The organism is Pseudomonas sp. PAMC 25886 (assembly GCF_000242655.1).
In the GTDB taxonomy this organism is placed as follows: domain Bacteria; phylum Pseudomonadota; class Gammaproteobacteria; order Pseudomonadales; family Pseudomonadaceae; genus Aquipseudomonas.
The window spans coordinates 13,122-34,795 of the sequence record NZ_AHHC01000031.1; the positions used below are offsets into that span (position 1 = coordinate 13,122).

General features: G+C 62.7%; 17 protein-coding genes. 8 read left to right on the forward strand and 9 right to left on the reverse strand.

Features of this window, described 5'->3' with window-relative positions:
• Positions 1–271: 271 nt before the first annotated feature.
• The 3 genes from MUM_RS0109605 (at position 272) to MUM_RS0109615 (ending at position 3,313) form a co-directional block, all read left to right on the forward strand.
• The gene (locus MUM_RS0109605) at positions 272–1,681 is read left to right on the forward strand and encodes a circularly permuted type 2 ATP-grasp protein (protein ID WP_010169365.1); all 1,410 of its coding nucleotides are present in this window, start codon (positions 272–274) and stop codon (positions 1,679–1,681) included.
• Between the two features lie 2 nt (positions 1,682–1,683).
• Complete coding sequence (locus MUM_RS0109610; RefSeq protein WP_010169366.1) at positions 1,684–2,634, forward strand: alpha-E domain-containing protein; 951 nt, start codon at positions 1,684–1,686, stop codon at positions 2,632–2,634.
• A 247-nt stretch (positions 2,635–2,881) separates the two neighbouring features.
• A complete protein-coding gene (locus tag MUM_RS0109615; protein WP_010169367.1) occupies positions 2,882–3,313 on the forward strand; it encodes a nuclear transport factor 2 family protein in 432 nt (143 codons plus the stop codon).
• Positions 3,314–3,317: 4 nt separating this feature from the next.
• Here MUM_RS0109615 and msrA read toward each other — a convergent pair whose 3' ends face one another.
• The 3 genes from msrA to msrB all read right to left on the reverse strand — a co-directional run bounded on the left by msrA (position 3,318) and on the right by msrB (position 6,463).
• Complete coding sequence (msrA, locus tag MUM_RS0109620; protein ID WP_010169368.1) at positions 3,318–4,013, reverse strand: peptide-methionine (S)-S-oxide reductase MsrA; 696 nt, start codon at positions 4,011–4,013, stop codon at positions 3,318–3,320.
• Between the two features lie 147 nt (positions 4,014–4,160).
• A complete protein-coding gene (locus MUM_RS0109625) occupies positions 4,161–5,921 on the reverse strand; it encodes a cytochrome c biogenesis protein DipZ (protein WP_010169369.1) in 1,761 nt (586 codons plus the stop codon).
• 29 nt (positions 5,922–5,950) lie between these two features.
• On the reverse strand, positions 5,951–6,463 hold the full coding sequence (gene msrB, locus MUM_RS0109630) for a peptide-methionine (R)-S-oxide reductase MsrB (protein ID WP_010169370.1): 513 nt from the start codon (positions 6,461–6,463) through the stop codon (positions 5,951–5,953).
• Between the two features lie 276 nt (positions 6,464–6,739).
• Between msrB and MUM_RS0109635 the strand changes: the two genes are divergently transcribed.
• Both MUM_RS0109635 and MUM_RS0109640 read left to right on the forward strand, forming a co-directional pair.
• The gene (locus MUM_RS0109635; protein WP_003217086.1) at positions 6,740–7,450 is read left to right on the forward strand and encodes a response regulator transcription factor; all 711 of its coding nucleotides are present in this window, start codon (positions 6,740–6,742) and stop codon (positions 7,448–7,450) included.
• Positions 7,447–8,913 (forward strand): sensor histidine kinase, encoded by a 1,467-nt coding sequence (locus tag MUM_RS0109640; RefSeq protein ID WP_010169371.1) that lies wholly within the window; start codon positions 7,447–7,449, stop codon positions 8,911–8,913. Before MUM_RS0109635 ends, MUM_RS0109640 begins: the two co-directional genes overlap by 4 nt.
• Here MUM_RS0109640 and MUM_RS0109645 read toward each other — a convergent pair.
• Together MUM_RS0109645 and MUM_RS0109650 are read right to left on the reverse strand one after the other, a co-directional pair.
• Positions 8,876–9,817: an alpha/beta fold hydrolase gene (locus MUM_RS0109645; protein ID WP_010169372.1), complete on the reverse strand. Its 942-nt coding sequence runs from the start codon at positions 9,815–9,817 to the stop codon at positions 8,876–8,878. The genes MUM_RS0109640 and MUM_RS0109645 overlap by 38 nt on opposite strands.
• On the reverse strand, positions 9,774–10,736 hold the full coding sequence (locus MUM_RS0109650; protein ID WP_010169373.1) for an AraC family transcriptional regulator: 963 nt from the start codon (positions 10,734–10,736) through the stop codon (positions 9,774–9,776). Before MUM_RS0109650 ends, MUM_RS0109645 begins: the two co-directional genes overlap by 44 nt.
• 213 nt (positions 10,737–10,949) lie before the next feature.
• On the opposite strand from MUM_RS0109650, the gene MUM_RS0109655 reads away from it, so the two are divergent.
• A complete protein-coding gene (locus MUM_RS0109655) occupies positions 10,950–12,158 on the forward strand; it encodes a serine hydrolase domain-containing protein (RefSeq protein ID WP_010169374.1) in 1,209 nt (402 codons plus the stop codon).
• Here the strand turns inward: MUM_RS0109655 and MUM_RS0109660 are convergent.
• Together MUM_RS0109660 and MUM_RS0109665 are read right to left on the reverse strand one after the other, a co-directional pair.
• A complete protein-coding gene (locus MUM_RS0109660) occupies positions 12,118–14,406 on the reverse strand; it encodes an ATP-dependent DNA helicase (protein ID WP_010169375.1) in 2,289 nt (762 codons plus the stop codon). The two genes, MUM_RS0109655 and MUM_RS0109660, sit on opposite strands and share 41 nt — an antisense overlap.
• On the reverse strand, positions 14,403–16,052 hold the full coding sequence (locus tag MUM_RS0109665) for a VRR-NUC domain-containing protein (protein WP_010169377.1): 1,650 nt from the start codon (positions 16,050–16,052) through the stop codon (positions 14,403–14,405). Before MUM_RS0109665 ends, MUM_RS0109660 begins: the two co-directional genes overlap by 4 nt.
• 197 nt (positions 16,053–16,249) lie before the next feature.
• On the opposite strand from MUM_RS0109665, the gene MUM_RS0109670 reads away from it, so the two are divergent.
• Positions 16,250–16,474 (forward strand): YgdI/YgdR family lipoprotein, encoded by a 225-nt coding sequence (locus MUM_RS0109670; RefSeq protein WP_010169379.1) that lies wholly within the window; start codon positions 16,250–16,252, stop codon positions 16,472–16,474.
• Positions 16,475–16,611: 137 nt separating this feature from the next.
• Positions 16,612–16,887: a hypothetical protein gene (locus MUM_RS0109675; protein WP_010169381.1), complete on the forward strand. Its 276-nt coding sequence runs from the start codon at positions 16,612–16,614 to the stop codon at positions 16,885–16,887.
• 130 nt (positions 16,888–17,017) lie between these two features.
• Here MUM_RS0109675 and MUM_RS0109680 read toward each other — a convergent pair whose 3' ends face one another.
• Positions 17,018–18,448, reverse strand: coding sequence for a polyurethane esterase (locus tag MUM_RS0109680; RefSeq protein WP_010169383.1), 1,431 nt, complete (start codon positions 18,446–18,448; stop codon positions 17,018–17,020).
• Between the two features lie 51 nt (positions 18,449–18,499).
• Positions 18,500–21,610 (reverse strand): autotransporter serine protease, encoded by a 3,111-nt coding sequence (locus tag MUM_RS0109685; RefSeq protein ID WP_010169385.1) that lies wholly within the window; start codon positions 21,608–21,610, stop codon positions 18,500–18,502.
• Positions 21,611–21,674: the final 64 nt, after the last annotated feature.

Consider the following 21,674-nt stretch of genomic DNA (forward strand, 5'->3'; position numbering starts at 1 on the left):
GGGGGCGCTTCGCACCCCAGCGGGAGCAAGCTCCCTCGCCACAGGGGAGTCGCTACGGGTGGATGGCACAGGCATTGCTTTATTCCTTCAATCATCCACCTGCCCCGCCTGAATACAGGAGCAATCGTTACCCCCCGACCCAGAGCCCACCCCAAAAGAAAGTAAGGACCAGGCCTGTTGGCACCATCAGCCACGGGCTCATAAAAAAATGCGTTTTCTAAAGCGGCAGTGCCAAAGCGCAGTTAGTCCCGGCACTGACAAGGTAATTGGAATGGCTCGATCTTTCTTTGATGAAATGAATGACGCACAAGGCGTTTGCCGTGCGCACTATCAGGAATTCTCCCGCTGGCTGGCCAATACGCCGCCAGAACTGCTGGCCCAGCGCCGCCGTGAAGCCGACCTGCTGTTTCACCGCGCCGGGATCACCTTCACCCTGTATGGCGACGAGCAAGACACCGAGCGCCTGATCCCCTTCGACATCATCCCCCGCAGCATCCCCGCCAGCGAGTGGAGCGTCATCGAGCGCGGCTGTATCCAGCGGGTCAATGCATTGAACATGTTCCTTGCCGACATCTACCACGACCAACGCATCATCAAGGCCGGAATCATCCCTGCCGATCAGGTGTTGGGTAACGAGGGTTACCAGAAGGCCATGGTCGGCCTGGACCTGCACCGCGATATCTACTCGCACATCTCCGGGGTCGACCTGGTTCGCGATGGCGACGGCACTTACTACGTGCTCGAAGACAACCTGCGCACCCCCAGCGGCGTGAGCTACATGCTCGAAGACCGCAAGATGATGATGCGCCTGTTCCCCGAGGTGTTCGCCAAGCAGCGCATCGCCCCGGTGGACCACTACCCCAACCTGCTGCTCAAGACCCTGAAAAGCTCCAGCCGCCTCGACAACCCGAATGTGGTGGTGCTGACGCCGGGCCGCTTCAACAGCGCGTTTTTTGAGCATGCGTTCCTGGCCCGGGAAATGGGCGTCGAACTGGTGGAAGGCGCCGACCTGTTCGTGCACGACCTCAAGGTGTTCATGCGCACCACCGATGGCCCCAAGGCCGTTGATGTGATCTACCGTCGCATCGACGACGCCTTCCTCGACCCGCAGGCGTTCAACCCCGACTCGATGCTCGGCGTCCCGGGGCTGGTGGCGGCCTATTGTGCGGGCAACGTGGTGCTGGCGAACGCCATCGGCACTGGCGTGGCGGACGACAAGTCGATCTACCCATATGTGCCGGAGATGATCCGTTTCTACCTGGATGAAGAGCCGATCCTGCAAAACGTGCCGACGTTCCAGTGCCGCAAGCCGGACGAGTTGTCCCACGTCCTCGCGCACCTGCCGGAACTGGTGGTCAAGGAAACCCAAGGCTCCGGCGGTTACGGCATGCTGGTGGGCCCCGCTTCCAGCGCTGCCGAGATCGAGGACTTCCGTCAACGCATCAAGGCCCGCCCCCACGCCTACATCGCCCAACCGACCTTGAGCCTGTCCACCTGCCCGACCTTTGTCGAAAACGGCATCGCGCCCCGGCACATCGACCTGCGGCCATTCGTGCTTTCGGGCAAGGAAACCCGCCTGGTACCCGGTGGCTTGACCCGCGTGGCACTGCGCGAAGGCTCATTGATCGTCAACTCGTCGCAAGGCGGCGGAACCAAGGACACCTGGGTGGTGGAGGGCTGAGTATGCTGAGTAGAACCGCCGCAGATTTGTATTGGATGTCCCGTTACCTGGAGCGCGCCGAGAACCTGGCGCGCATGCTGGAAGTCAGTTATTCGCTGTCGCTGATGCCCCAGGCCGGGCGCAGTGACGGGCTGGATGAGTTGGCCATGTCGTTGCTCAGCAGCGGCACCCTGGACAGTTACCTTGAGCGCCATCAACAGCTGGACGCCGAGCGCATGCTGCACTTCTTCGCCCTCGACGAGGAAAACCCGGCCAGTATCTACAACTGCCTGCGGGCCGCTCGCGGGAATGCCCACGCGGTGCGCGGGCGGATCACCGCCGACATGTGGGAAAACCTCAACGCCACCTGGCTGGAGATGCGCAGCATTGCGGCCGGCGGCTTGGCGCGCCACGGCATCAGCCACTTTTGTGACTGGGTGAAGCAGCGTTCGCACCTGTTTCGCGGGGCTACTTCCGGGACGATCATGCGTAATGACGCGTATCGGTTTATCCGGCTGGGCACGTTTGTCGAGCGAGCGGATAACACCTTGAGGCTGCTGGACGCGCGGTATGAGATGTTTGGCGAAGAGTCCGAAGAGGTCAGTGACCTGTCGGCACGCGGGTATTACCAGTGGAGCGCGTTGCTGCGGGCGTTGTCGTCGTTTGAGGCGTATACCGAGCTGTACCCGAATGCGTTGAATGCGCGGTCAGTGTCGGAGCTGTTGCTGCTGCGCAGTGATGTGCCCCGCTCGTTGCATGCGTGTATCGAGGAGTTGAGCCACATCCTGGCGGATTTGCCCGGGAGTTATGGGCGCACGGCCCAGCGCCTGGCGGCCGAGTTTGAAGCGCGGCTGAGGTATACGGGGATTGACGAGATTCTGGAGGACGGGTTGCACAGCCGGCTGACAGAGTTTATCGACACCGTGCGCGAATTGGCGCGGGCGATTCATAGCTCGTACCTGGAAGTGGTCTGATGATTGATCGTTCCCACGCTCCGCGTGGGAATGCATCCGGTGACGCTCTGCGTCACGACGTCAAGAGCGGACGCAGAGCGTCCAGGGCGGCGTTCCCACGCAGAGCGTGGGAACGATCGTTGATCGTGGCGGGTGTGGTGTGCGGCTCAATCATATAACTGTCAATTTGGATCATTGATCGGCCTGGGTGCCGCTCTTATGTTGGTGGGGTGCAACGCCCCGCCCATCATAAGAACAGGTGCCCGACATGTCCGAACAACTGAACCTATCTCCCCAGGCCGCCCACAGCCTCAAGCGCTGGCACGCCATGCTGGTTGCCGGTGATTTGAAAGCCCTCCCCGAATTGCTGGCTCCCGACGCGGTCTTCCGCTCGCCCATGGCCCACACGCCCTACCCGGGGGCGCCGGTGGTGTCGATGATCCTCAATACCGTATTCAACGTCTTTGAAGACTTCACCTATCACCGCGAGCTGGCCACCGCCGACGGTCAAAGCGTGGTGCTGGAGTTCAGCGCGCGGGTGGGTGACAAGCAGCTCAAGGGCATCGACCTGATTCGCTTTAACGAGCAAGGGCAGATCATCGAGTTTGAAGTGATGATCCGCCCCTTGAGCGGGCTGCAAGCCCTGGGTGAGGAAATGGGCCGGCGCCTGGCGCCCTACCTGGCAAAAGCCAAGGGCTGAAAGCCTACTGGTTTTTCACCAGCACCGGCTCTGCCCGGTATTGGTCGGGGAACAGTTTTTTCAGCTGGGCCACCTTGGGCAGATCGTTGATCACGATGTACGGGTAGGACGGGTTTTCCGTCAGGAAGTCCTGGTGGTAGGACTCCGCCGGGTAGAACGCCTTGCCCATTTCGATCCTGGTCACGATCGGCTTGTCGAAGGATTTGGCAGCGTCGAGCTGGTCGATATAGGCCTGGGCGACTTTTTGCTGTTCGGCATTCTGGGCAAAGATCGCCGAGCGGTACTGGGTGCCGCTGTCCGGCCCCTGGCGATTGAGTTCCGTGGGGTTGTGGGCGACCGAGAAGTAGATCTGCAGCAGCTTGCCGTAGCTGACCTTGCTCGGGTCGTAGGTCACGGAGACGGATTCGGCGTGGCCGGTATCACCGCCGCTGACGCTTTCGTACTGGGCGGTGCTGGCCGCGCCGCCGTCATAGCCGGAGACGGCGTTTTTCACGCCCTGCACGTGTTGGAACACGCCCTGCACGCCCCAGAAGCAGCCGCCGGCGAACACCGCGGTTTGCAGGTTGCTACCGTTTGCTGGCAGGTCCATGGCCGGCGGCGCGATGGCCACGGCGTCGTCGGACGGGCCGAAAGAGAACGCCGAGGCGTGGCCGACGAAAGCAGCAAACGCGAGGGCCGGTAAGTAATTAAGCAGTTTCATCTCATTCACTCCAAGACATCAGAATAAACACGGTCAACGGTGGGAGCTGGCTTGCCTGCGATGGCGGTGGTGAATTCAACATCGCTATCGCAGGCAAGCCAGCTCCCACATTGATTGGGTTTTCAGTTCAAGCGTTACGTCGCCGGGTTAGCCGAAGGTGAAGGCGTAGGCCGACACGTGCGGGTCTAGAAACTCGATGGTGAAGGTCCGATCCTTGACCGCGCCCGGCTGACGAACAAGCTGGTACAAGCGTTGTTCGGTCACGCTGCCGCTGCCATCCGGCGCGACGTCGGTGCCGTGGGCATCACCCGGCGCCTGGCCGTCGACGGTGACCTTGAAGCGCACCGGCTTGCCGTCGGCGCCAGGGCCCAGCACCAGGTGCAAGTCACGGGCGTGGAAGCGGTAGACGATCTTGCCGTTGGCCGCCGCGAGGGTGGCTTGCTGCCCACCGACGTTCCACTGGCCTTCCAGGGTCCAGTTGTTCAGCGCGAGATTGCCGGCTGCCGGGTAGTTGGCGACCTTGTCAGTGGCCAGGGTGCCGGTGGACACGAAGTTCTCGGCGCGCTGGAAGCCCAGGTAGGTTTCCGGCGATTGCACTTCGTTCATGTCCGGTGCGGCCTGGATGCCCTTGGCGTCGGCTTCGATCAAACCGCCCGCCACCTGGGTGGCGCCCGCTTCACGCAGCAGTTGCTGGATAACCCGTTCGGACTCGGCGTAATCACCCTCACCAAAATGGTGGTAGCGGATCTGGCCCTTGGCGTCGGCAAAGTAATGCGCCGGCCAGTACTGGTTGTTGAACGCGCGCCAGATTTTGTAGTTGTTGTCGATCGCCACCGGGTAGGTAATGCCCAGGTCCTTCATGGCCTTGGTGACGTTGTTGACGTCGCGCTCGAAGGCAAATTCCGGGGCGTGCACACCGATCACCACCAGGCCCTGGTCACGGTACTTCTCGGCCCAGGCTTTCACGTACGGCAAGGTGCGCAGGCAGTTGATGCAGGAGTAGGTCCAGAAATCCACCAGCACCACCTTGCCTTTCAACGCCTCGGCGGTCAGCGGCTCGGAGTTGAGCCATTGCACGGCGCCGTCCAGCGCCGGCAACTGGCCTTCCACCGGCAGTGTGTCGCTGTGGTTGGCCGACATCATCATCGCGCCACCGGCCATCATCGCCCCGCTCTTCTGTTCAGGCTTGGCGCTGAGTTTTTCCACCAGGCTTTGTTCCAGGCCGCCGGTGGAGGCCGTCGACAAGCGTGCGAGGATCCCGGTGTCCAGGCCCAGGGCAATCGCCGCCACACCCGCCAGCATCAGCGCGCCAAGCCCCCGACGCAGCCATTCACCGGCGCCGAGCGAGCGCTTCATGAAGCCAAAGACTTTACCGCCGACCAGCAGCGCCAAGGCCAGGGAGGTGGCAGCCCCGGCCGCGTAGGCCAGCAAGAGCAAGGTAGTGCCGATACTGGCGCCCTGCAGCGCGGCGCCCGTCAGTACCAGCCCCAGGATGGGCCCGGCGCACGGTGCCCACAGCAGCCCGGTGGCCACGCCGATCAGGAACGATGCGCCGGGACGCGGCCGCGAATCGGCCCCGGCGGCTTCCGACAGGCGACTGCCCGCGGCCACCAGTGGCCGGGTCAGGCGCTCGGACAGGCTGGGCAGCAACAGCGTCAGCCCGAATAGCGCAACAAACAGCAACGCGAGCCAGCGACCGTACTGATTGACTTGCACCACCCAACCGCCGCCCACCGCCGCGAGCGACGCGACCAGGGCGAAGGTCATCGCCATCCCCAGCAACAGCGGCAAGCCACTGCGCAAAAACGGCTGCCCGGTGCGAGCGAAGACAAAAGGCAGAACCGGCAGGATGCAGGGGCTGACAATTGTCAGCACGCCGCCCAAGTACGCGAGAACCAAAAGCCACATGGGGTATTCCCTTATAAGAAGACATTGAATTAAGTCGCGGTGAACGTCATGGCTGCGCCGTTCATGCAGTAGCGCAGGCCGGTGGGTGCGGGGCCGTCGTCGAATACGTGGCCCTGATGGCCGCCACAGCGCCGGCAATGGATTTCCTTGCGCACCACGCCAAAGGAGGTGTCGACGTGGCTGGCCACGGCGTTTTCCAGGGGTTGCCAGAAGCTGGGCCAGCCGGTGTGGCTTTCAAATTTGGTGGTTGAGGAATACAGCGGCAGTGCGCAACCGGCGCAGGCGAAGGTACCGTTGCGGTGTTCGCTGTTGAGCGCGCTGCTGTAGGGGCGTTCGGTGCCCTCCTCGCGCAGGATCGCGTATTGCTCGGCGGTCAGCAGGGTGCGCCATTCGGCATCGGTGTGGCTGACTTCGAAGTTTTCGGCGGCCTCGGCTTCGGCGATCAGCCCGGGGCCGGCGTTGATTTTTTGCAGCAGGCCACCGGCGATGACCGCGAGCCCAAGGCCGCCGCCGGCCAGCAAGATCTGTCGACGTGAATACATGACCTTCTCCTAAGTTCCAACGCTATATGGCCGGCAAATAACCCTGTGGCGAGGGGGCTTGTCCCCCGTTGGAGTGCGCAGCGCTCCCGCTTTTTTTGGGGCCGCTACGCAGCCCAACGGGGGACAAGCCCCCTCGCCACAATTTTTGCCATTGCGATGAGTGAAGGTTAGGCCCGGGGTGGTCGCGGAATCCTCACGCAGAGTTAAACAATTCGTGATAACTACACTGTTGCAAAAGCCGCACAATGCGCGAATTACGAAGACAGGTTTCTATCAATGGATCAGCCCAAACGTGTCCTGGTGGTCGAGGACGATGCCCATATTGCCGATTTGATCTGCCTGCACCTGCGGGACGAGCAGTTCGAGGTGGTCCACAGCGCCGACGGTGACGAAGGCCTGCGCCTGCTGGAGCAAGGCGGTTGGGATGCGCTGATCCTCGACTTGATGCTGCCCGGCGTCGACGGCCTGGAAATCTGCCGGCGGGCGCGGGCCATGACGCGCTACACGCCGATCATTATCACCAGTGCCCGCTCCAGTGAGCTGCACCGCATCCTGGGCCTGGAACTGGGGGCCGACGACTACCTGGCCAAGCCGTTTTCCATGCCGGAGCTGGTGGCGCGGGTCAAGGCGCTGCTGCGGCGGGTCGACGCCATGGCGCGCAACCTGAAGATGGACGCCGGCAGCCTTGACCTCGGCCAGTTGTTCATCAACCCGCTGACCCGCGACGCCACCCTGCAAGGCCAGCGGCTGGACCTCACGCCCCGGGAATTCGACCTGCTGTACTTTTTCGCCCGCCAGCCGGGCAAGGTGTTTTCGCGCATGGATCTGCTCAATGCCGTGTGGGGCTACAGCCACGAAGGCTATGAGCACACGGTCAACACCCATATCAACCGCCTGCGGGCCAAGGTCGAGGCTGACCCGGCCAACCCGGCGCGCATCCTCACGGTGTGGGGCCGTGGTTATAAATTTGCCGAGCAGTCCGCATGAGGCTGACCCTGACCCAACGCCTGTCCCTGGTGTTCGCCCTGTTGCTGTTGATTTGCAGCGGCACCTCGGCGTGGCTGCAAGTGCGCTCCAACCACATGCATGAGCTGGAAGTGGTGCAAGGCCTGTCCCGCGACCTCGCCGCGCACATCGCCCGCGACACCCAACTGATGGACGCCGACGGCCTCAAGCCTGAGGCGGTGCGTAACCTGTTCAGCCAATTGATGCTGGTGAACCCGAGCGTCGAGGTGTACCTGCTGGACATCAACGGCCGCGTGGTCGGCAATGCGGCGCCCAGCGGCCACCTGCGCCGCAACCAGGTCAACCTGGAGCCGGTGCGGCGGTTCCTCAGCGGTGCAATGTTGCCGATCCTCGGCGATGACCCGCGCAGTGTCGACGGCCTCAAGGTGTTCAGCGCCGCGCCGCTGCGGGTCAATGGCCAGCAGGCCGGCTACCTGTATGTGGTGCTGTTGGGCGAGGCCCATGATGTATTCGACGCCCGGGACGCCACCGGCATGGCCCTGAATATCGCCCTGTGGTCCATCGCGCTGGTGGCGTTGCTGTGCCTGTTGGCGGGTTTGACCGCGTTTGCGTGGATCACCCGGCCCCTGCGGCAGTTAACCGAAAAGGTTGGCCAGTTCGATATCAACGGCGCACCGAAAGTCCCGCAAGCCGTGGCCCCCGAGGTGGCCAGCCAGGATGAGATTGCGGTGCTCGACCACGCCTTCGTGCAGATGGAGAACCGCCTGGGTGAACAGTGGCGGGCCATCACTCATCAAGAGCAGGAGCGTCGGGAGATGGTCGCGAATATCTCCCACGACCTGCGCACGCCCCTGGCCTCCTTGCATGGTTACCTGGAAACCCTGTCCCTGAAAGACGCCAGCCTGACCCAGCAGGAACGCCGGCGCTACCTGGGCATCGCCCTGGACCAGAGTCGCAAGGTCGGCGGGCTGGCCCAGTCGCTGCTGGAACTGGTGCGCCTGGAACACGGGTTTGTGCAGCCGGTCATCGAAGGTTTTTCGTTGCCCGACCTGGTGCAGGACATCTTCCAGAAGTTCGAACTCACGGCCGAAGCCCGCAGCATCACCCTCACCGCCAGCCTGCCGCCGGTAGTGCCGACCGTACTGGCGGATTTGGGCCTGATCGAACGCGTGCTCACCAACCTGCTGGACAATGCCTTGCGCCATACGCCGCTCAATGGCGAAGTTGAAGTGACCCTGGCACCCAGGGCCGGCGTTGTTGAAGTGACGGTGAGCGACAGCGGCCCGGGGATTGCGGCGGATCTGCGCGAAGGCCTGTTCCTGCGTGCGTTCACCATTGGCGGTGCCCGACGCGATGGCGGCCTGGGCTTGCGCATCGTGCACCGCATCCTGCAATTGCACGGTCAGGAAATCCGCCTGATCGACGTGCCGGGACGCGGCGCGACGTTCACGTTCGCCCTAGAAACCCGACCAGCAACTCGTTGACCCTGGCCCCCTGCTCGTTCTGAATCCAGTGGCCGCAGTTGGCCAGGACCGCTTGCTGCAGGTTGGGCACCACCTCAGGCATGCGCTTGAGGGTGTGAGCTTCGAACACGCCCACCGGGTCGCGGTCCCCGATCATGAACAGCGTCGGTTGCAGCACCTGCTTGCCGGCCAGGAACTCAGTGCGCTGCCAGTTGCGCTCGAAGTTGCGGTACCAGTTCAACGGGCCGCGAAAGCCGTCGCCGGCGAAGGTCTGCACATACACATCGAGATCCTGCTGACTGCACCAGGCAGGGAGCTTGCCCGGCAGCGGGACACCTTCCAGCAGTTTCGCGCTGGCGGGTTTCTGCTGCAGGAACACATCCTGGTCCTGCATGAACAGGCGCAGGGTCCGCTCAATGTCGGCATCCAGCTCCTTTTCGGCCACGCCCGGCGCCTGGAAGTACAGGATGTAATTGAAGCGATCAGCGTACAGCTCGCGCATGATCTCGATCACCGGCCTGCGCGAGCGCCCGGCGAACGGCACCGACATCGTCACCAGCCGGGTGACCCGCTCAGGCTCCAGCAACGCCAGGTGCCAGGCCACCACTGCGCCCCAGTCGTGGCCGACCATGACGACCTGGCGATGCCCGAACAAGTCCATGGCGCCCTGGATATCGGCACACAGGGTCAGCAGCTCATAGTCGGCCACCTCCGGCGGCGCGCTGGACTGTCCATAACCGCGCATGTGCGGCACAAACACCCGATAACCCAGCGCGACAAGCGCCGGAATCTGCTCGCGCCAGGAGTACCAGCACTCGGGAAACCCATGCAGCAGCCACACCGGCGGACCGTTCTCGGGCCCGGCGATGTGCACGTTCAATTCAATGCCGTTGACCTTGACCTTCTGCTGCTGGATGTCGCTCATCACTGGGTTCCTTGTGTGGGGTTCGCTCGCGGTATTCCCGGGGAGAGCAGGCCATCACCCGCTTGAAAGCATTGCTGAACGCGCTGTCTGACTGATAACCCAGGGACTGGCCGATCGTGGACACGCTGTTATCGCTGGCTTTCAAGGCCTGCACCGCCAGGTGCATGCGCCAGCGGGTCAGGTATTCCTGCGGTGCCAGTCCTACCCGTTGCTTGAAGTGCAAGGCAAAGGTAGAGCGGGATTGACTCGCCACGGCGGCCATTTCACTCAATGTCCAGCGCCGGGCAGGTGCCGCGTGAATTTCCCGCAGCACCGGAGCCAGCCTTGGATCGGTCAATGCCCCCAACCAGCCAGTGGCGTTCGCGCCCATGGAAGATTGATAGAGCCGCAGGATTTGCACCAGCATCATTTGCGCCAAATGCTCGGTCATCAGCGCCGCACCTTGTAGCGGGCTGGCGTATTCCCGGGCCAGGCGGTCCAGGCACCAGCGCAATACGGCGGCCTGTTCGGAGTGGGCGCTCACCCGCAGCACCGGCGGCAGGCTGTCCAGCAACAGCCGAGCGTCATCCCCGTAGATAAAGCGCCCGGCGATCAAAAACAGATCCACCGTGTCCCCCAGTGTGGCGATACCGCCGACCGCATCGGCATACACCTCCCGTGCATCAAGGCCTTCACCCGACAGATGACTGGACAGCCTCCACGGGCGTGCCTGGGTCAACAGGAAACAATCACCCTCATACAAGCGCATCGGCACCACCAGCCCTTCCACCTCCAGCCAGCAACTGCCCTCCACCACCGCATTGAACTTGATGCCGTCCGGCGCTGCAAAGTTAATGGCCCATGTGCCTCCGGCCTTCAGGCCGGCGAAGGTCGAGCGATGGCATTTTAACAGTGCCAGCACATCGGAAAGGGTATCCATAAAAGCTCCGGACGATCGCGACAGAAACGCGGACTCTAGGGTATTCCGCGTCCAGGCTCCAGCGGGGAACCTAGGCCTCCCTTAAGGAGATATTTCATGACTGAAAAACCACACCGCAACCCATAATCCACAGTGGCCTCAATGTCACGTTGTAGTCAGGGGCCCTTGTGTTCATATTGGCAGCCCTGCACTGCCAATGAGCGAACCTGACCCATGCAGCCTTCAGCCAGACACCTCGTGACCCTTGCCGCCACGCTTTGCGCCACCCTCGCCTGCGCCGACAGCCAGGACCCGCTGCTCGCGCAACGGGTGGATGCAGTGGTCGACAGCGCCATTGCCGACAAGCGCCTGGTGGGCACAGTGGTGCTGGTGCTGCGGGATGGGCAGTTGGTTTACCACCGTGCTGCCGGGTTGGCGGACCGGGAAGCCGAGCGGCCGATGACGGAGGACACGATCTTTCGCCTGGCATCGGTCACCAAGCCGCTGGTCTCCGCCGCCGCGATGCACCTGGTGGAACAAGGCCGCCTGGGCCTGGACGATCCGGTCAGCCGCTGGCTGCCCGACTTCAATCCCAAGCTGGCGGATGGCACCACCCCGGTGATCACCGTCAGCCAATTGCTCAACCACACCGCCGGCCTCAGCTACGGATTTCTGGAAGCCCCCCACGGCCCCTACCGCACCGCCGGGGTTTCCGATGGTTTGGGCGAGCCGGAAATCAGCTTTGCCGAGAACCTGAAGCGCATCGCCAGCGTGCCCTTGAGTTACCCGCCGGGTACCGGCTGGCAGTATTCGATGGCCACCGATGTGCTGGGTGCGGTGCTGGAAAAGGCGTCGGGCCAGCGCTTGCCGGAATTGCTCCACGAGTCGGTGACCGGGCCTCTGGGCCTGCGCGATACCGGGTTTGCCGTGACCGACCTCACGCGGCTGGCCGCCGCGTATCAGGATGGATCACCGCAGCCGTTGCGTATGGTCGACAGGGCCACCATCACCTCGGGCAACAGCACCGCGCTGTTTGATGTGCGGCGGATTCTTGATCCCCATGCCTACCCTTCCGGCGGCGCCGGCATGGCCGGGACGGCAGGTGATATTGCGCGGTTCCTGGAAACCATTCGCCAGGGCGGCGCACCGATCCTGTCCGCGCACAGCGTGCAGTTGATGGTCACCGATCAGGTCGGCGCCATGGCGCAAACCCAGGACCCGGGTTGGGGGTTCGGTTACGGCTGGGCGGTGCTGAATGACCCGGCGCTGACGGGCACGCCGCAATCCCGTGGCACCTTTGAATGGGGCGGCGCCTACGGTCACAGCTGGTTTGTCGACCCGCAGCAAAAGCTCACAGTGGTCGCATTGACCAATACCGCGTACGAAGGCATGTCCGGGCTGTTCACCCACCAGTTGCGGGACGCGGTGTATCCGGCGCAGTGATCGACCACCAGCGTGGCAACAACTGCCGCACCCGGGCTTCGCCAAAACGGTCATCGATCAGCATCACCACGCCCCGGTCCTGCTGGCTGCGAATCACCCGGCCCGCGGCCTGCACCACCTTCTGAATGCCCGGGTACAGGTAGGTGTAGTCGTAACCGGCGCCGAAAATCGCGCCCATCCGCACCTTGAGCTGCTCATTCACCGGGTTCAGTTGTGCCAGGCCCAGGGTGGCGATAAACGCGCCGATCAGTCGCGTTCCCGGCAGGTCGATGCCTTCGCCGAATGCACCGCCGAGTACGGCAAAACCGATGCCCTGGCTGTGCTGGGTGAACTGGTCGAGAAACGCCTGGCGCTCGGCCTCGGCCATGCCCCGTGACTGCTGCCACAGCGGGATGTGCGGGTGCCGTTCGGCCAACAATTGCGCCACTTGCTGCAAGTAATCGAAGCTGCTGAAAAACGCCAGGTAGTTGCCCGGCGCCTGCGCGAACTGTGTGGCGATCAGCTCGACGATGGGCTCCAGGGACGCCTGGCGATGCACGAACCGGGTGGAGATCCTGTCGACGATATGCACCTGCAATTGCTCGGCCTTGAACGGCGACTCCACATCGACCCAGGCCGTGTCGGGTGGCATTCCGAGCAAGTCCGCGTAGTAATGCCGCGGGCTCAGGGTGGCGGAAAACAGCACGCTGCTGCGGGCCGCCGTCAATCGCGGGCGAATGAACTCGGCGGGCACTACGTTGCGCAGGCACAGATTGGATGAGCTGCGTTTGCCGCTGAGTTCGCGCTTGCTGATGTCGAAAATGAAGTGTTCGTTGAACAGTTCGGCGACCTTGGCGAACTGCAACGCCTCGAAGTAAAAGGCCTGCAGGTCGCCATTGAGTGCTTCGGGGTGATCGTTGAAATACTCGCCCATGGCGCTGGTGCACAGGCTCAACGCTTGCAGCAGTTTCTCGGGTTTGCGGGCATAGGCCTGATACGGCGCGACTTGCTCTTTGTGCAAGGCGTTCCACTCTCGGTTCAGGCGCTGCAAGGACTTCTTGAGCGGTTCCGGCGCGGTGTCACGCAACGTCTTGAGGCTGTACTGATCGAGGGCGGCGCTGTACATCGATCGGCCGCGTTCCACCAGGTTGTGGGCTTCATCCACCAGCACCGCCACCCGCCACTGGTTGAGCTGGGCCAGGCCGAACAACATGGCGCCGAAATCGAAGTAGTAGTTGTAGTCGGCAACCACCACGTCGGTCCAGCGCGCCATTTCCTGACTCAGGTAATAGGGGCACACGTCATGGGCCAGGGCGACGTCCCGCAGGTTGCGCTGGTCCAGCAGGCGCACCTGTGAAGCGGCCTGGCGGGCGGCGGGCAGGCGGTCGTAAAAGCCCTTGGCCAAGGGGCATGAGTCGCCGTGACAGGCTTTGTCGAGGTGTTCGCAGGCCTTGTCCCGCGCGACCAGCTCCAGCACCCGCAGCGGCAGGTCCGGGCTGCTGTCATAGAGCACTTGCGCGGCGTCCAGCGCCAATTTTCGGCCGGGGGTCTTGGCCGTGAGAAAGAACACCTTGTCCAGTTGCTGCGGCGCCAGGGCCTTGAGCATCGGGAAAATCGTGCCGACGGTCTTGCCAATCCCGGTAGGCGCCTGGGCCATCAGGCAACGGCCGGTGCTGACGGCCTTGTAGACCGTTTCTGCCAGGGAGCGCTGGCCCGGGCGAAACGCTGCATGGGGAAAGCCCAGGGCGGCCGCTGCGGCGTTGCGGGCTTCGCGCTGACGCATTTCCTGTTCGGCCCACCCGAGGAACAACGCGCATTGCTGGTTGAAGAAGTGTTCCAGGTCGGCGGCCTGGAAGGCTTGGCTCAAGAGGGTTTCGTGCTCGCCAACGATGTCGAAGTACACCAGCGCCAGCACAATCTCCGATAACCCGAGCTTCTGGCACATCAGCCAACCGTACACCTTGACCTGGGCCCAGTGCAGTTGGCGGTGGTTGGCCGGCTGCTTGTCCAGGTCGCCGCGATAGGTTTTCACTTCTTCCAGCTGGTTGCGGTCCGGGTCGTAGCCATCTGCCCTGCCCCGGACTTTCAACTGCCGGTATTCGCCCTCCAGCGCGACTTCGTTCTGGTAGTGGGCGCTGCGCCGCGACGCCACGGTGCGGTGGCCGACAATGCCCTCCTGGGCGCTGGGGGACGGGGTAAACCGCAAGTCGAGGTCGCCGACCTTGGCGGTGAACTCACATAGCGCACGCACTGCGACGCTGTAGCTCAAGCCTGCTGCTCCGCCCAGCGCACATAACACACCGTCACGGGCATCTGGTGCTCGCCGCAGAACTCCAGCCAGCGCAATTGGTTGTCCTGCAGGCGATCACCGGGGCCTTTGACTTCGATCATGCGGTAGGTTTTTTCCTCGGGCCAGAACTGGATCAGGTCGGGCATGCCGGCACGATTGGCGCGGATATCCAGCAGCAGGCGCTCGAACCAGTGACGCAGGTGCGCGGCGGGCAGGCAATCGAGTGCCTGGTCCAGCAGCTCTTCGCTGAGAACGTTCCAGAACACGAAGGGTGACTGGATGCCCCATTTGTCGATGTACCGCTGGCGGATGGTGGTCTTGTAGCGCTCATCGCCCAGTTGATCCAGGCATGCGGCAAACAGCTCGGCACGCCGCTGATGAAAATCCTCGCTGTGCAGGTCCACCGGGCCGCGCTGGAACGGGTGGAAAAACGACCCCGGCAACGGCGCAAAAATCGCCGGCCAGCACAGCAGGCCGAACAACGAATTGATCAGGCTGTTCTCGACGTAATGCACCGGCGCGCCGTGGTCGCTCAGGTGCGCCTGCACGCAATATTCCACCGACATCAGCGGCTCCGGGGCTGGCAGCTCAAGGTCCAGGCGCACGATCTCGCAGGGCTTTGCCTTGGGTATCGCTGGTTCGCCGAGTTTGCGCCGCAGCCTGGGGATCACTCGCAACAGATGCTGCTGCTCGGCGGCGCTCTCCGGTGCCACCTGCGCCTCACGCGCCAGCAGCATCGCCTGGGCGTAGTCTTCCTGGCGCTCCAGTACCCGAATCAATCGGGCCCGGGCGCCGGGATAAGCGCAGCCCCTGTAGATCGCCTCGGCCAGGGCCAGCTCGGCACTGCGCTCGCAGTACTGGCCTACCTGAAACAACAGCTTGGCCCGGCGCTTTTCCAGCCAGGGGTTGTCAGTGTGCAGGGTGGTGATGTTTTCCAGTACCACGCCCAACGCCTCACCCGCTTCAAAAGCCTGCTGGCATTGGTGCAGGAACAGGAAACCGTGCACATCGTCACGGCTGCGCAAGCCGCGGGACTCGTCGCAGAACTCGACTTTCTCGTACGTGAAAATCCCCAGATCCGCCAGCACAAACTCCGACCAGTCCTGATACAGATTGCCAAAGAACATCAGGCGCAGGCGGTCGCACAGGTCCATCACCGTCAGGCTGTAGAGTTGATCGGTCACGTCCGGGCACCAATCCTGGAAGCAGCGCGCTTCGCAGAACTGCACTGACAGCACCGCCAGCCAGTCAGACTTCCTGGCCTTGGGGTGCTCGATCCAGGGTTTGAACGCCACGAGAATTTCGGCTTTCTGCAACAGGCCGAACAGCTCTTCAAACGACACCAGGCACTGATCGCTCACCCAGCCCTGCTCGAGCAACGGCACCACCGCCTCCTGCACTGCGCCGATCTCGACATAGTTGAGCTTGCCAGCGCGAAAATGCACGCCCTTGCGCATTACCATTCGCACCAGCAAGGCCTGGGACGCTTGCGGCAAGCTGTCAAATTGCTGAATGAAATGCTCTTCGTCAGGAGCCAGCAAATCGGCATAACGCTGCCCCAGCCAGTCGAGCACTTGGCGGAAGTTATGCAGGTAATAGAGCGGATCTTCTAGGGGATTGGACATTTCAGGCACTTCAGGCGCTGGATCAAACACTGGTTATGCATACAGAGTGCCGTCCCCGGCCGGCTGTTGCAATCGGTAATAGATCAAAGGCACACGCAACTTTTTGCGTAATAATGATCAGATGGCTGTCAGCCACATTAAATGTGTCTCCCCCGACCGCTCAGGCGCGGGGTTTTCGAAGGGTCAGGGTAAGGGTTATGAGCATGAAGAATTTGGGTCTGGCACTGGGTATGTTGACGATGCTGGTATTGGCCGGTTGCTCCACGCAAACCGTAGTGACGTTGCAGAACGGCACCCAATATTTGACCAGGGATGTGCCGAACGCGAAGACTGCGGATGGTTTCTACGAATTCACCGACATCGCCGGCAAGCACATACGGGTCAAGGCCGCCGACGTCGCGACCGTGATCAAGGAGAAATAAAAAAAACCGCGCAAATGCGCGGTTTTTTTTGGCATGGGCAAAATAAACAAAATTTTACCGAAGGATTTCCACCGCCCCCGCGTTTAACCGATCAACCGCCTTCATCTTCGAAAGCGGTACGACGGAGAACCATGGCCATGGCATTCATGTCCCGAGCGGTGCGCGCTCTGCTACTCATTCCCGTGATGTGGGCTGCGCTGGCGAGCACGCCGGTGTTTGCCGACACCCTCATCATCCGCCAGGCGCCAGCGCGCGTGGTGATCGTGCAAGCGCCTCCTCCCGGCTACTACGGCCACTGGGGTTATGGCTACGGCCCGCGAGGCTACTGGCCACGCGGTCATTACTACGGCTACGGCTACGGCTACGGCCAACCCCATCGCCCGTACTGGAACCATGGCCACTACTGGAGATAACCCCTCCCCAGACGCTGACTAACCCTGTGGCGAGGGAGCTTGCTCCCGCTGGGCCGCGAAGCGGACCCAAAAACGGGCCTGCTGCGCAGTCCAGCGGGAGCAAGCTCCCTCGCCACAACAGCAGCGCTATTTAGCTGATGGAAATTCCATCGCCCCAAACCCCGGCCAGTCCAACCCCAACCAGCGTTACCGAGTCCGCGCCAAAACTCAGCACCGTATCACCCCCCACCACCTTGGCGTGATCACGCCAGTCAGCACTGCCCTCCACGTCCCGGAACACCAGCTTGTCGGTGGGCTGGTAGCCGATCACCCGGTCCTGCCCAAACTGCCCTCCGAACAGAAAGGTGTTATGCCCACTGTTGTCGCGGATCGTGTCATTGCCCTTGCCGCCCTCGATGAAGTCCACGCCCTTGCCGCCCTGAATCAGGTCATCACCGTCACTGCCAATGATGAACGTGTTGCCCTTGTGGGGCTCGGCGTTGCGGTTAAGGTCCTGCACCCAGGTATTGGCGCGGGCCGGGTCCGACAGGTTGGCCACGATAATCGTCGAGTCCCGGCTGGTCAGGTCGTAGAACTGCGAGTCCAGCACCCGCGTCAAGCCATCCCCATACGCCGTGGGCAAATGGGAGATCCAGGTCGGCACATTGACGATGGAAAACGGCAGGACATTCCACAGCGTCGACGCATAGTGATCGTTGAAGCTGACGATATTGTCGGTGGTCGACTCATGGGGCTTGTCGTGCACGCCCAGGGACGAGAAATTGAACGACGAACCGTCCAGGGCGCGAAATACCGGGTCATTTTCATACCCGATGTTCAGCACCTTGTCGCTGGCACTCTGGGTCGGCGAGGCGTAGGCCACGTAGTTGGAATCCTTGTAGAACCCCGACCATTTATTGCCGCTCAAGTCGGCCATGCTGTTGACCGCTAGGCCACCCAGGCTATGGCCGCTGACCACCACGTCCTTGCCCGTCAACCCATGGCTGCCGGCATACGCCGCGACATCCTTGAGCAAGGTGCCAAAGGCTTCGCCCGCGTAGTTTTTCGCGTAATCCTTCGGCCCCAGCGCGGCCAGCAGGTCACTGACCAAATCGCCGATGGAATCGCTGATCAGGGTTTCCCGGGGGCCGGAGGTGCCGCGAAAACCGATGCCGATTTCCAGCAACTTGCCGTCACCATCGTACTTGCCCAGCACTTCCACCTGAGCGGTGGTATAGCCGGCTTTTTCACCGAAGAACGTGCCCCGGGCATCGACCTTGCCGCCGTAGCCCAGGGTGCTGGCGCTGATGGGCGTCCAGCCGGCCTTGTGCACCGCATCAAGGGCGGCCTTTTCCGAATCGGGGTTCCAGGGAATCCCCGGAATCACCCCTTGGGAATCGGTACTTCCCAACAACGCGCCCACCAGGGTCGCCGGCAGGCCCAGGCCAAAACCGTTGTGCTGGTAGCCCACGGCAAAGCCGTTATCCAGGTTGTGGTAGGAGTACAACGTGATCGCCATGGCATCGGCGAACAACGCTTTGGAGCCCTCGGTGCCGAGGTTTTTATAGTCAAAGACACCCATGGTATTGCCTCTCTTTTGTTGGAATTGTCGAGAAAGCCAAACAACGGTATTTCAGAACGCCCAGTCGAGGCTCAAGCCGACGCCATGGACTTTCTCCTTGCTGGCCAGCAGGCCGTTGTAATCAAGATTCACCTTCGCGTCCTTGCTCAGCGCCAGGCTGACCCGCGCGCCTACCAGGGCCGCATCACGTACCATCGGCGAACTTTCCACGGAGAACGACGGGCTGCCCGATGCAAATGCCAGGTGGCGCTCGGAGTCGACGCTGCTCAGGTTGTGCTGCCAGCCCAGCGTGCCGGAAAGCTCCAGTTGCTGGTGGTCGCTCACGTTCAAGGTTTTCAGCGCCCTTACGCCCAGGGTGCTCAACACCAGGTCGCGGCTGTCATTCCCGCCCTTCAACGCCGCCGCATCACCCTTCTCGGTAAACCCGTCGGCATCCAGGTGCACATACGCCAGGTTGGCGAACGGTTCCAGGGCCAGGGGTTGCAAGTTCAGGCGATACGCCGCTTCGGTAAACACCTGGGTACTGCGGGCATCGACCTTGGCTTTTTGCTTGCCGGAGACTTCACCGTATTGCAGCTCGCGCTTCACATCGGCGCGGTGCCAGCTGTAGGTTGCGCCCCCGCTCAAACGCAAGGCGCCGATCTCGTGCCCGACATAAGCACCCAGGTGATAGCTGTCGACTGATGCGCGGGAGTGGGTGTCACTGCCCATGTTCAGCGACGTGTCGCTGTAGCCCGCCACCAGGCCCAAACGGGTGTCTTCGTCCAGCGCGCCGTCCACACCCGCCAGCATGCCGCCGATGGAGGTGGTGTAGCCTGCCGTGTCGCTGCGGCTATCGGTCTTGCCCCAAGCGCCGAGGGCCTTGACCCAAACGTTGCCGCGGCTGTCGATAGTCTCGGTCGATGCGCCCATTTCGCCTTGCTGCAAACGCTCGCCCACGGCTTCGCGCAGGTAGCGGTTGTCATTGACCAGCGCGGTTTCCAGCGCCGGGTAGATTTCCCCGGACAGCTGCTGGAATGCACCCTGGGCCGACGCCGCATTCGGCGCCGACAACAGGCTTTCATACACAGCGTTACCGGCCCCCAACTGTTCGGCAGCAGCTGCAACCGAGCGTTGATTCGGCGTGGCCGCCACGCTGGCGAAGGTGTTGGCGTTGCGCGCCACATCCAGTTGCACACCGTTGGCGGCATAGTTCAGGGTGCCGCCGATAAACAGGTAGTTGGGCAGCACCGAACCGAAGCTGCCAGTAATGCCGCCGGCGGCCTGAAGGATGTTGTACTGGCGACCGATCAGGCTTTCGGCCTGGGTCTGGGTCAGCAGTGTCGGGCTGTTTTCCAGGGCCAGGGTCACCGTGCCGCCGCTGAGGGTGGCCTTGCCACCGGCGACGATGCGATCACTGTTGGTGGCCGACAGCTCCACCGCATAGGTGGAGCCCGCCGCAAAGCTCACATCCCCCGCCACGTTCAGGGTGCCAATGGAATTGCCTGGCGCCACGGTACCGCCGCTGTTGGCGGTGAGTGAACCGATGTGCCCGGAACCACCCACTACCCCGCTGCTGCCTACGGTGACGTCGGAGGTGATCGAACCATTGATTGCCAGCAACCCCTGGTTGACCAGGGTCGGGCCGCTGTAGGTGTTGGTGCCGGTCAGCACCAGCGCGCCAATGCCCTGCTTGGTCAGGCCGCCATGCCCGGCGATGTCGTTGCTCCACACGTCCAGCCCGCAATGCACGTCGGTGCAAAGGCGCTGGGTCGGTTTACCGGCATCCACCACGGCGCCCATCCCTGGCAGGTCCGCGACGAATTGGCCGGAGCCGTAGGCGCCGTCGATTCGAAACTCGGCCGGAATATCCTCAGCCGTCACAAACATCCCCGGGCCGTTGATGGCCTTGCCCAGGTTGATCATGCCCCAGCCGTACAGCGAGTCGATGCCCGGTGCGCCGAGGTCGGTCGCGGTGGTTTTGAGCAACGTGGAAATCTGGTCGCCGCTCATGTACGGGAAGCGCTCCATCAGCACTGCCGCACTGCCGGCCACATGGGGCGCGGCCATGGAGGTGCCGTTGAAGTTGGCGTAGTCGGTGGTCAGGTTTTCCAGGGTGGTGCCGTTGATCACCGAGCTGTAGATCTTGGTGCCGGGCGCCGCGACGCAAAAGCTCGCGGCATAACCGCAGCGAGAGGAGAAGGTGCTGATCACGTACGGGTCGGCACTGGCGGTGTCGGGGTTCTGCTGCAAGGCCGCCACCGACAACCAGTTGGGTGCGATCTCCGGCACAAAGTAGGCCAGGCCCGAAATCGCATCCGGGTTATTGCGGTTGTAGTCGTTACCGGCGGCGAAGATCGTCAGCACGCCGCTGCGGGCCGCATCGATCGCACCCTGATAGGCACCGCCGGCGATCGTGCCGAGGATCGGCCGGATATTATTGAACTGGGCCTGCGCCTCATTGACCGTGAAGTTGGGGAACGCCGGATCACGCCCGCCCTTGGCGTACTGGTCACCAATCCCAATGCCCCAGCTGTTGTTGATGATGCGCGCACCGCTGGCCACCAACGCGTCCCAACCGGCTTTGTAGACCGCGCCGTCGTTGCCCAGGATGATCCCGTCTTCGGGGCCGGGGTCACCGTTTTCGGCACTGATGATTTGCGCATCGAATGCCACGCCATGCATCGGCCCGCCGTCGCGATTACCCGCCGCAATGCCGCCGACGTGGGTGCCGTGATTGCCGAGTTTGCCGTTTGAGCCCAGGGACGGCGTGCCGTCATAGCGAAAGGCATCCCCGGCCTTCACCGGGATGTACGGATCGGTGTATTGGCGAATGCCCTCGGTCACGATCGTGACCACTTTGCCGGGGCTGGCGAATTCCGGGTGCTGGGCGTACACCGGCTGGTCGAAGATCCCCAGCTTCACGCCCTTGCCGGTGTAGCCGGCGGCGTAGGCAGCGTCTGCATGCACGGCGCCCAGGCCCCAATCGGCCTTGAACTCATTGCTGCGCCAACTGGCAGCGTCCCCCAGTTTCCCGGTTTCGACGTAGGGTGCGGCCTGGGCGGTACCCAGGCTGGCCAGGCAACACAGCAACGCGCCGTATGGCACGCCACTCAGGGCCTTGAGCGGGTAGCCCGGGCCTGTCGGGATGGCGGATTGAAACCCTCGTTTTGTTGTTTTCACGGTGGACTTCCTTGTAGGAGCGAGCTTGCTCGCGATGGTCGTTAACGATGACTCGGGCTTTCTG